General features: G+C 68.6%; 2 protein-coding genes. One reads left to right on the forward strand and one right to left on the reverse strand.

Annotated elements, in window-relative coordinates:
- Nucleotides 1-5,653, reverse strand: a 5,653-nt coding sequence (locus tag LWF15_RS35485; protein WP_232815397.1) for a non-ribosomal peptide synthetase, incomplete at its 3' end; no start/stop codon positions are given.
- Between the two features lie 486 nt (nucleotides 5,654-6,139).
- Here LWF15_RS35485 and LWF15_RS35490 point away from each other — a divergent pair.
- On the forward strand, nucleotides 6,140-12,441 hold a 6,302-nt coding region (locus LWF15_RS35490), incomplete at its 3' end, for a non-ribosomal peptide synthetase (RefSeq protein ID WP_232815398.1).

Below are 12,441 nucleotides of genomic sequence, written 5' to 3' on the forward strand. Positions count from 1 at the left end.
TGCTGGCGGTGGGTTTGTCGCCTTGGCTGTTGCTGAGAGCGTCGGTGAGCGTGCCGATGTGAGTGTCGGTGGAGCTGCCTGCGGGGGTGCTGCCTGCAGGGGTGCTGCGTGCGGGGGTGCTGCCTGCGTGGGTGCTGGTGGTGGCGTCGCCGGTGATTTCGGTGCTGCCGTAGTAGTTGTGGATGCTGGCGTGGGGGGCCAGGTGGCGCATGGTGGCGGCGAGGTGGGGGGTGAGGGTTTCGCCGGAGGAGGTCCAGTGCTTCAGGCTGCCCAGATTGCCTGCACCGTCAAGGTCCTGGCCGTTGGTTCCGTCCTCGAGGGTCTGCTTCTCGAGGGTCTGCTTCTCGAGGGTCTGCTCGTTGAGGGTCTGGGCGAGGCTGGGCACGGTGAGCAGGTGGGTGACCTGATGCTCGCGGATGGTACGGGCGAGCGCATGGGCATCGCGGGCTTGGGGGTCGGGGACCACGACGACGGTCGCACCGGCGACCAGCGGTGCGAGGAGTTCGGTGGTGGCGTCGACGAAGCCGGTGCCGCTCTTGGCGATGGTGGTGGCGGTGTGGTCGAGGTGCTGGCGCTGGATGTGCCAGTGGAGCCGGTTGATCAGGGCTTCGTGGTTGACGGCGACGCCCTTGGGGCGGCCGGTGGTTCCGGAGGTGTAGATCAGGTAGGCGATGTCCTGACCGGTGATGGGGCGTGCGAGTACCGGCAGGCCGGAGTCGGCGCTGGTATCCGGGTCAGTCCCCGATACCGCCCCGGTCGAGCCGGCACCGGCCCCCGAACCAGCACCGGCGTCCGCGCCTGCCACCTCACCGGCATCCAGCAACAAGAGCGGCTGGTTGGGCAGGGATGCCGCGGTCTCGGCCAGTTCGGTGTTGGTGATGAGCAGGGCCGGCTGGGCGTCCTGGAGGGTGGTGGTGATGCGCTGCTGGGGGTACGCGGGGTCGAGCGGGACGTAGGCGGCGCCCACGCGCAGGGCGGCGACAACGGTGATGATCTGCTCGATGGAGCGGGGGAGCAGGATGGCGACGCGGTCGCCCACTTGGACGCCCTGACTGAGCAGAAGCTGGGCCCGGGCGTTGGCGCGGGCCTCGAGGTCGCCGTAGCTCAGGCGTTCGCCGGTGGTGGAGTCGATCAGCGCGGTGCCGGCGGAGTGGGCGGTGGCCCGGGTGTGTAGCCAGGTGCTGAGGTCGGTGTGGGGCAGGTCGGCGTCCGGACCCTTTGACCAGGCGCTCAGGCATTCCTGGTCGGCGTCGCTGAGCAGGTTCAGGTCGCTGACGGTCAGGTCGGCAGCGAGAGGGCTGGTGCGGGTGGCGAGCGCGTCGAAGGCGGCGGTGAGGGTCTCGACGAAGCGAAGCGCGCCGGGCTCGTCCAGGAGGTCCGTGGCGTAGGTGAGGAAGCCTCGGAGCTCGCGGGAGTCGTCCTCGAGGTACAGATCGAGGTCGGTCTTGACGGCGTTCAGGGTCTGGTCGCCGGGGGTCACGCTGACCTTGGGCAGGTCGAGGCCTTGGCCCGGGGTGCCCACGTAGTGCGTGAGCATGATCTGGAACAGGGGGTTGCGGTTGGCTGCGCGCTCCACCCCGGCGGCCTTGGCGATCTCCTCGAAAGGTGCGCCCTGGTGGGCAAAGCCGTCCAGCACCGTCTGGCGGGTGGCCTGCAGCAGGTCCGGCAGGGTGTGGGCGGGGTCGAGGCGGTGACGCAGCGGCAGGGTGTTGACGAAGTAGCCGACCAGGTCCTGCAGGCCGTCCTGGGTGCGGCCGCCCACGGGCGAGCCGATCACCACGTCGTCACCCGCGCCCAGCGCCGAGGCGGCCAGCGCGGTGGCCGCCTGGGCGAGCATGAACATGGTCACGCCCTGCTCGGCGGCGACCTTGCGCAGGCCCTCGACGGTGTCCGGGCGGAGGCTGAAGGTCAGGTCGAGGCCGTGGTGCGTGGGGGCGGTAGGACGGGGGCGGTCGAGGGTGATGGTGGATTCCTGCGGCGCTTCGGCCAGCACCTCGCGCCAGTAGTGCAGATCGTCCTGGAGCGGGGAGTCCGGCCGCTCCAGCACGTGACGCTGCCACACGGCGTAGTCGGCGTACTGGACGGGCAGCGGCGCCCAGTCCGGCCGAGCGCCGTTCGTGCGGGCTCGGTAGGCGGTGGACAAGTCTCCCAAGAGAGAGGGGAACGACCACTCGTCCATTGCTTGGTGGTGTACCGCAAGGGCGAGAGCCCACTCGTCCGCGTTCACCCGCAGCAGGCCGGCGCGGATCGGGAGATCGGCGGAGAGGTTGAAACCGCGCTGGATCACCCCGGCGGCCCAGGCGTCCACCGATTCGCCGGCGTCATCCGTGACCACTGACAAGAGGGAGGTCGCCTGATCCGGGGCCAGGATTTTCTGCTGCAGTTCGCCCTTGTGCTCGACGATGAGCGTCCGCAGCGCTTCGTGGCGGGCCACCACGTCCTGGAGAGCGGCCAGCAGGGCGTCCTGGTCCAGTTCACCGCGCAGGCGCAGAACCAGCGGCACGACGTACCGGCCGCCGGGTCCGCCCAACTGTTCGATGAGCCAAAGCGACTGCTGCCCGTAGGAAACCGGCAGGACGTCCGGACGCGGCACCTCGCCGATCCGGGGCAGGACAGCGATCGAGTCGTTCTGCAGGAGCTGGGCCAGACCGGCCACGGTGGGGGCCTCGAACACGTCGCGCAGGGTGATGGCCGCGCCGAGGTCCGCGTTGGTGCGGGCGACCACCCGGGTGGCCAGCAGTGAGTGCCCTCCGAGGAGGAAGAAGTCGTCGTCTGCCGAGAGCGCTGCATCTGGCTGGAGACCGAGGGCCTCGGTGAAAATCTGCGCCAGGGCGAGCTCATGCGGGGTGGACGGTGCTCGCCCCGTCTCGCCGGCGGCGCCGAGTTGTGGGGTGGGCAGGGCGCGGCGGTCGAGCTTGCCGTTGACCGTGGTGGGGAGGACGTCCAGCACGGTGAAGACGGCCGGGACCATGTAGTCGGGCAGCGTGGCGGCCGTGTGGGCGCGAAGTTCGTCTACCGCTGCCCTGGTGGTGACGTAGGCAGCGAGGAACTTGCCGCCGGCGGGGTGGTCGAACGCTACTACGGCTGCGGAATTCACCTGGGGGTGGGATTCGAGGACGTTGCGGATCTCGTCGAGCTCGATGCGGAAGCCGCGGATCTTGACCTGATCGTCCGCCCGGCCGAGGTATTCGAGCTCGCCTCGCCCGTTCCAGCGCACGAGGTCGCCGGTGCGGTACAGGCGGGTGCCGTTCTCACCGGCGATGAACCGGGAGGCCGTGAGCGCGGTTTGGCTGAGGTAGCCGTGGGCGAGCTGGATGCCGCCGAGGTAGAGCTCTCCCACCACGCCGGGTCCGACGGGGCGCAGCCAGGAGTCCAGGACGACGGTGGTGGTGTTGCGTACCGGAACGCCGATGGGGACCACGGCGGTGTCACCCGAACCAACCGGCTGGGCGGTGACGTCGACAGCGGCTTCGGTCGGCCCGTACAGGTTGTGCAGGCTGGCGTTGGCAAACAGTCGATCGGCTTCGAGTGCGGCCGCGGTCGGCAGGGCTTCGCCGGAGGAGAAGACTTGGCGCAGCGAGGTCAGCTTCGAGGGATCGGGATTGGAGGCGAGGAACGCGGTCAGCATGGAGGGCACGAAGTGCGCCACGCTCACCTGCTGGGCCTCGATGATCTCGGCCAGGTAGACCGGGTCCTTGTGCCCACCGTCACGCGCTACGACGACGGTGGCGCCGGTGATCAGCGGCAGGAAGAACTCCCACACCGAGACGTCGAACCCGTCCGGGGTCTTTTGCAGGATCCGGTCAGAGGCGGTGATCTGGTAGTTGTCCCGCATCCACAGCAGCCGGTTCACGATGGCTTCGTGGCTGACCGCGACGCCCTTGGGCCGGCCCGTGGTGCCCGAGGTGAAGATGACGTAGGCGGTGTCGGAACCAATTGAAGGACGATTGACAGCAACGGTTTCGGTGTCGGGAAGCTCTGCGTCCAGCCGCAGGACCGGCACTTCAGCGTCGTACGCCCGGTCGGTGACCAGCAGGCTCGGTGTGGCATCGGCCAGGATCGCCGCGACCCGCTCGGCTGGGTACTCCGGGTCGATCGGCACATAGGCAGCCCCCGCCCGCAGCACCGCCGCCAGCGTGACCACCAGTTCGGCCGACCGCGGCAACAACACCGCGACCCGGTCGCCGGTCCGGACGCCGCGCCCGTTCAGGACGCGCGCCAGTCCCTGCACGCGAGCGTCGAATTGGGCATACGACAGTTCGTGACCGTGCTCGTCGATCAGGGCCGTGCCGGAAGGCGTCGACTGGGCCTGTGCCCTCAGCAGGTCATCCAGAGTGTGAGCCGGAACCGGAACCGTGGGCCCTTCCTGCCACTGGGCGATGCGGGCCTGCGCGGGGTCGGACAGCACGCTGAGCCGGGACACCGGCAGATCGGGGTCGGCGGTGACCAGGCGGGTCAGGAAGCCGGTGAAGTCGGCGAGCACGTCCCGGATCGACTCGATGCTCTGCGCCGGGTCGCTGGAGGCGAGGTCCAGGCGGAAGCCGTGCACCGCATCCCGGTAGACCATCAGGTCCAACCGCCCCACCGGACCGTTGGCAATCGTCTCCTGACGGCCCATCACCGCACCGAACTGGTACTGGTAGTCGAACGCCTTGAAGTTCAGCTGCGGCAGCGCATAGAAGTCCTCCACCCCTCCAGGCCACAGCCGCGCCAGCTCCTCCTCCGCCGCCACTCCACGACGGGCGACCTCGCGGGCTTCAGCACGCACGCTGTTCACGAACTGAGGCACGGTCTGCGCAAGATCAGGCCGGAAGACCGCGGGAGCGGAGCCGACCAGCATGGCCGGGGTGGTCAGGGCCAGCCTGCCCTGCCGGTTCATCTGGGGCAGACGGACGGCCAGGAGGTCGCGCCCATCCTGCGCGGAGGTGAACAGGCCCCAGGCGGCCAGCACAACGTCCGACCAGGACACTCGGGCCGACCGGGCGAGACGGTCCACCTCGGCGGTCAGATCGTCGGCGAGCACCATGCCGGCCCGGGCATCGGTGAGGAAGAACCGCCCGGCGCCGTCTTCCGCTGCCTGGAACCGGACTACGCCTGCGTCTTCACCCAGCGCGAGCCGGTCCCGCCAGAACTCGGAGGCCGCCCCGACCGGTTGCGCGGGCATGGACTCGATGAGTTCGGCGTACTGCCCGAACCAGCGCTCAGGGACCGGGCGCTGCTCGACCAGCGCGGAGTACACCTCGGCCACCCGCCGCGTGAACAGGCCCAGCCCGTAGGCGTCGAAGAACAGGTGATGAACCACGAACTCCCAGGCCCAGCCACCGGCAGTGCGCGGATGAAGGACGGACCCGGCAGTGAACCGCGCTTCCCGGCCACCCAACTCACGGCAACGTTGAACCGCGGCGGCGCGCACCCCGTCTTCAGTCAGTGGGATCTGCGACACCGTCACCCAGGGCAAGTCTTCGACAGGGGTGAGCACCGGCTCGCCCCCGCTGTCGGACAACCGCAGTCGCAAGACGTCCGCGTCCGCGCCCGCAGTCGCCAGGGCCCGCTCGAACAGCTCGAGGTCGATCTCGCCGTCGAGCCACACCACCTGCGAGATCAGGAAAGCGTCGGCCTGCGGGGAGACCTCCTCAGCCGCCCAAACACCCAACTGAGCAGGAACAAGATGCACAGAACCAGTCGCCACCATCACTCCAGGTAAGTTAGCTTCGCCTAACCTAACTAGGAAGATCCGGAATGGACAAGACCGGAGGTCAGACCGCCCGTCCCGAGGTCTCGATCGTGGTTGCGCCCTTGCGGTCATGACCGCCGGAAGAGGCTCCCGGTGGACTCCCTGTCAAGAGCCGGAACCGTACGGAACCTGAACTTGCGGCCAAATTTGCTGTCGGCTGGCTGGTTCCGCTAGCGGCGGGCGGGCCGCGACCGTCGCATCGGCGTATCGCTGCAGGTCAAAAGCGTCTCCTTCGATCGCGGGCAGGGCCGGTTCGGGGCAGGTGGCGCCCTCGACCCGGGGTGGGCTTGTCGACACCCGATCTTCCTAGTTAGGTTAGGCGAAGCTTACTTACCTGGAGTGATGGTGGCCACTGGTTCTGTGCATCTTGTTCCTGCTCAGTTAGGAGTGTGGGCGGCGGAGGAGATGGCTCCGCAGGCCGACGCCTTCCTGATCTCGCAGATCGTGTGGTTCGACGGTGAGATCGACCTCGAACTGCTCGAGCAGGCGCTGACCACGGCCGGCGCGGAGGCCGACGTCCTTCGGATGCGGGTGCGCCACGATGCCGACGGCCAACCGGTGCTCCAGGCGGTGGGCGAGGCGCCGTGGGTCCAGGTGTCGGGAACCCCGCTGATTGATGACGCTGTACGCGCCGCTGCGGTGGATCGTTGCCGTTCGCTGGGTGGCCAGGAAGCGCGGTTCACTGCCGGGTCTGTGCTTCATCCGCGAACAGAGGGCGGCTGGGCCTGGGAGTTCGTGGTTCATCACCTGTTCTTCGACGCCTACGGGCTGGGGTTGTTCACCCGGCGGGTGGCTGAGGTGTACTCAGCGCTGGTCGAGCAGCGCCCGGTTCCCGAGCGGTGGTTCGGCGAGTACGCCGGACTCGCGGACCAGCCGGCTGGCGATCCCGCGCGGTCGGAGTTCTGGCGCAACCGGTTCGAGCAGGCCGTGGATGCCGGTGGGGCGCAGTCGGAGAGTGCCGAGGGCTCGGCTGCGCGATTCCGGCTGACGCAGGCCCGCGCCGGGGTAGTGCTGGAAGACGAGGTCGTAGGGCGGATCGACGTGTTGGCCCGGTCGGCCAAGGTGTCCTGGTCGGACGTGGTGCTGGCCGGATGGGGGCTGTTCACCTCGGCGCGCGACGGACGAGAAGCGTTCGCGGTGCGCCTGCCCCAGATGAACCGGCAGGGCAGGCTGGCCCTGACCACCCCGGCCATGCTGGTCGGGTCGGCGCCGACGGTGCTGCAGCCCGAACTGTCGCAATCTGTGGCCGAATTCGTGGCCAGCGTGCGCGAGGCCTCGCGCGAGGTCGTGCGTCATTGGGTGGTGGCGGAGGAGGAGCTGGCGCGGCTGTGGCCTGGTGGGGTGGAGGACTTCTATGCGCTGCCGCAGCTGAACTTCAAGGCGTTCGACTACCAGTACCAGTTCGGTGCGGTGATGGGCCGGCAGGAGACGATTGCCAACGGCCCGGTGGGCCGGTTGGACCTGATGGTCTACCGGGACGCGGTGCACGGCTTCCGGCTGGACCTCGCCTCGAGTGACCCGGCCTTCTCTCGTGAGGCGGTTCGCAGCTACTTCGCTGACTTCACTGAGTTCCTGACCCAGTTGGTCAGTCAGGACTCGGCACAGCCGATGGTTCACCTGGACGTGCTGTCCGAGCGCGACCGGGCGGCCGTGGCCAGCTGGCAGGGTGGTCCGACGGCCGACGTTCCCGCTGTCACGCTGGACGATCTAGTGCGGGCTCAGGTGGCGGCTACGCCGACTGGCACGGCTCTGGTGGACGATCGGGGTGTCGAGCTCTCGTATGCCGAGTTCGACGGCCGGGTGAATGCTTTGGCCGCGGTCATGGTTGCCGGTGGTGTTCGGACTGGGGACCGGGTTGCGGTGTTGTTGCCGCGCTCGGGCGATCTGGTGGTCGCTCTGGCGGCGGTTCTGCGGGCGGGGGCTGCGTATGTGCCGATCGACCCGGAGTACCCGGCCGAGCGTGTGGCGGCAATCCTGGCCGATGCCACACCGAGCCTGCTGGTCACCGACCGGGCGTACGACGCTGAAGTGCCGGTCCTGCGGCTGGACGCAGAGCTTCCCGACAGCGAAACCGTTGCTGTCAATCGTCCTTTAATTGGTTCCGACACTGCCTACGTCATTTTCACCTCGGGCACCACGGGCCGGCCCAAGGGTGTCGCGGTCAGCCACGAGGCCATCGTGAACCGGCTGCTGTGGATGCGGGACGACTACCAGATCACCGCCTCTGACCGGATCCTGCAGAAAACCCCCGACGGTTTCGACGTCTCGGTGTGGGAGTTCTTCCTGCCCCTGATCACCGGCGCCACCGTCGTCGTAGCGCGTGACGGTGGACACAAGGACCCGGTCTACCTGGCGGAGGTGATCGAGGCTCAGCGGGTGAGTGTGGCGCACTTCGTGCCGTCGATGCTGACTGCGTTCCTGGCCTCGAATCCTGATCCCGCCAGGCTGGCCTCGTTGCGGCGGGTGTTCTTCTCGGGTGAGGCCTTGCCGGCTGTGGCCGCGCTGGAGGCTGACCGCCTGTTCGCTAACGCCAGTCTGCATAACCTGTACGGGCCGACCGAAGCCGCTGTCGACGTCACCGCCCAGCCGGTTGGTTCGGGTGACACGGCCGTGGTCCCGATCGGTCGTCCGGTGCTGAATACCACGACGGTGGTGTTGGATTCGTGGCTGCGTCCCGTCGGGCCTGGTGTGGTGGGAGAGCTCTACCTCGGCGGTATCCAGCTTGCCCACGGCTATCTGGGCCAGCCTGCTCTCACCGCGTCTCGTTTTGTGGCGGCTGAGGATGGAACTCGGCTGTACCGCACGGGTGACCTCGTGCGGTGGAACGGGCGAGGCGAGCTCGAATACCTGGGTCGGGCGGACGATCAGGTCAAGATTCGCGGTTTCCGCATCGAGTTGGACGAGATCCGTAATGTTCTGGAGTCGCATCCGCAAGTGAAGGCCGCTGCGGTGGTGGCTTTCGATCATCCGGCGGGCGGGAAGTTCCTGGCTGCTTACCTGACCACGAGCGGGTCGGTCGACGAGGTGAGGGAGTATTCGGCTCGGCGGTTGCCGGACTACATGGTCCCGACGGTGTTCACGGTGCTGGACTCGCTGCCGACCACGGTCAACGGAAAGCTTGACCGCCGCGCTCTCCCGACCCCCGACCTGGGGACAGCGACCGGGGCCGGGCGGGCGCCGGAGACCCCGGTCGAGACGACCCTGGCGGAGATCTTCACGGATGTCCTTCACCTGCATGAAGGCTCGAGTGACCAGGAGTTGTCGCTTTCGGTCGACGACGACTTCTTCGCCCTCGGTGGGCACTCGCTGCTCGCCACCCGCGTGGTTGCTCGGGTAAATGCCCGGCTGGGCGTCGATCTGACGCTGCGAGAGGTGTTCGAGGCCTCCACCGTGGCCGCTTTGGCCCGGGTCGTCGAGAAGCGCCGAAGTGTTTCGGGCGAAGCGACATTGCGGCTGGGGGAACTGCCGCGCCCGGAAGTGCTGCCGGCGTCCTATGGGCAGCAGTCGCTTTGGCTGATCGAACAGCTGGGCGGGCCCGGGGGCCGGTACGTCGTCCCGCTGGTCCTGCGTCTGTCGGGGGATCTCGACCAGGCCGCCCTGCTCGACGCTGTGCAGGACGTGGTTGCGCGGCACGAGGCCCTGCGCACGCTTCTGGTCGAGGACGAGGGCAGCCTGCGTCAGGTCGTCCTGTCGCCGGAACAGGCGGCCCGTGCCCTGAACCCGCTCAATGCCGACCTGAACATCGAGAACGAAGACCACAGAACCAGAACAATGGACGCCTGGGTCGCCGGGATCCTTCGGCGCACCTTCGATCTGGCGAAGGATCTTCCGATCCGGGCCGGCCTGCTGCGGGTGGACTCAGCCGAGTGGGTTTTCGTGCTGGCGGCGCATCACCACGCGGTGGACGAGTGGTCGTTCCCGTCGTTGCTGGGGGATCTCGCCACGGCCTACCGGGCTCGGGCGGAGGGTGAGAGGCCGCACTGGGTTCCGCTGCCGGTGCAGTACGCGGATTACGCGCTGTGGCAGCGTGAGGTGCTGGGTTCCGGTGATGACGCCGATTCGTTGCTGGGGCAGGACCTTGCCTACTGGCGAGAGGTTCTGGCTGACGCCCCGCAGGAATCGACGATCACCCTGGACCGGGCCCGCCCGAACCACCCGACGCATCACGGCGTCGACCTCAGTTTCACCGTGGACGCCGTCACGGTCGACGGCCTGCGGCGGGTCGCTGCCGCTCAGGGCGTGTCGATGTTCATGATCGCCCAGGCGGCCACGGCGCTCGCGGCCTCGGTGCTGGGGGCCGGTGACGACGTGGTGATCGGCTCGCCCATCGGTGGGCGGACCGAGGACGGCCTGGAAGACCTGGTCGGGTACTTCGTCAACACGCTGCCCTTCCGCCACCGCCTCAACCCTGCGGACACGCTGGCGGACCTGCTGCAGACCACCCGGCAGTCGGTGCTCGACGGGTTCGCCCACCAGGCGGCGCCGTTCGAGGAGATCGCCAAGGCCGCCGGGGTCGAGCGGGCGGCGAACCGTAACCCGCTGTTCCAGATCATGCTCACTCACTACGTGGGCGAGCAGGCGAAGGGACTGACCCTTCCCGGCGTCACGGTGGTGACGGAGGAAGGAAGCATCGCCGCGGCCAAGACAGACATCGACCTCTATCTGGAGGACGACTCTGTCCAGCTCCAGGGCTTCCTGACCTACGCCACGGACGTCCTGGACGACGACACCGCCCGCCGCTTCGCCCAGACCCTGACCGCAGCCTTCGACGCCATCGCGACCGGCCTGGAGCTGCCCCTGGCCGACCTCCGGCTGCTGTCGGACGCCGACCTGGACCACCTCCGCACCTGGTCCACCGGCCCCCACGCCGAACTGCCCCACACCACCCTCAATGCATGGCTCCACGCCCAGGCCGTCGCCTACCCCGCCCAGACCGCTCTGATCCAGGCCGGCAGCGAGGCCGGGACCGAAGCTGGCGAACGCCTGACGTACGCGGAGTTCGACGCCCGGGCCAACGCTCTGGCCGGCCTTCTGGTCGAGCGCGGCGTGAACGTGGGGGATCGAGTAGCCGTCCTCCTGCCGCGTACCCCGGACCTGGCGGTCAGCCTGGCCGCCGTGCTGCGAGCAGGCGCAGCGTACGTCCCGCTCGACCCCGCTTACCCCCAGCAGCGCATCACCACCACCCTCCAGGACGCCCAGCCGGCCCTGCTCATCACCAACACCGAACTGGCCAAGACCGCGGCATCGCTGCCCAGCCAGCCGGTTCTGTTGCTGGACGCCGGTGATGTGGCTGGTTCGGAGGCCGGTGCTGGCTTGGGGCTTGGTGCTGGTTCGGATGCCGGTGCTGGCTTGGGGGTTGGTGCTGGTTCGGACGCCGGTGCTGGCTCGACCGGGGCGGTATCGGGGACTGGCCCGGATACCAGCGCCGACTCCGGCCTGCCGGTACTCGCACGCCCGGTAACGGGCCAGGACATCGCCTACCTGATCTACACCTCCGGCACCACCGGCCGCCCCAAGGGCGTCGCCGTCAACCACGAAGCCCTGATCAACCGCCTGCACTGGCACATCCAGCACCAGCACCTCGACCACACCGCCACCACCATCGCCAAGAGCGGCACCGGCTTCGTCGACGCCACCACTGAACTCCTCGCACCCCTGGCCGCAGGTGCGACCGTCGTCGTGGTCCCCGACCCCCAAGCCCGCGACGCCCATGCCCTCGCCCGTACCATCCGCGAGCACCAGGTCACCCACCTGCTCACCGTGCCCAGCCTCGCCCAAACCCTCAACGAGCAGACCCTCAACGAGCAGACCCTCGAGAAGCAGACCCTCGAGAAGCAGACCCTCGAGGACGGAACCAACGGCCAGGACCTTGACGGTGCAGGCAATCTGGGCAGCCTGAAGCACTGGACATCCTCCGGCGAGACACTCACCCCCCACCTCGCCGCCACCATGCGCCACCTGGCCCCCCAGGCGCACATCCACAACTACTACGGCAGCACCGAAATCACCGGCGACGCCACCACCAGCACCCACGGACCCGCCAGCAATTCGGCCGGCAATTCGGCAGGCAGCCCCACCGGCACGCACGTCGGCACGCACGTCGGCACGCACGTCGGCACGCACACGGACGCACTCGCCAACAGCCAAGGCCGCAACCCCGTTGCCGACCTCGCCACCAACAGCCCGGGCAACAACCCCACCGCCAACCTCGCCACCGACGGCCCGGGCGACAACCTCGCAGCTAACACCGCTGCCAGCCACACCGCGAACCCCGCTGCCAGCGTGATCGGCCGGCCCGTCGCCAACACCACCGCCACCATCCTCGACACCTGGCTACGCCCCGTACCCCCCGGCGTCATCGGCGAGCTCTACCTCGGCGGCACCCAAACCGCCAACGGCTACCACCACCAGCCCGCCCTCACCGCCACCCGCTTCATCGCCACCAACAACGGCACCCGCCTCTACCGCACCGGCGACCTCGCCCGCTACAACCACCACGGCCAACTCGAATACCACGGCCGCACCGACGACCAAATCAAAATCCGCGGCTTCCGCATCGAACTCGACGACATCCGCACCACCCTCCAAACCCACCCCCAGATCAACGCAGCAGCAGTCCTCGCCCACGAACACCCCGCCGGCGGCCACTACCTCACCGCCTACCTGACCACCACCAACGTAGACCTCACCACCGACAACATCCGCCA

The organism is Kineosporia rhizophila, assembly GCF_021277265.1.
GTDB lineage: Bacteria > Actinomycetota > Actinomycetes > Actinomycetales > Kineosporiaceae > Kineosporia > Kineosporia rhizophila.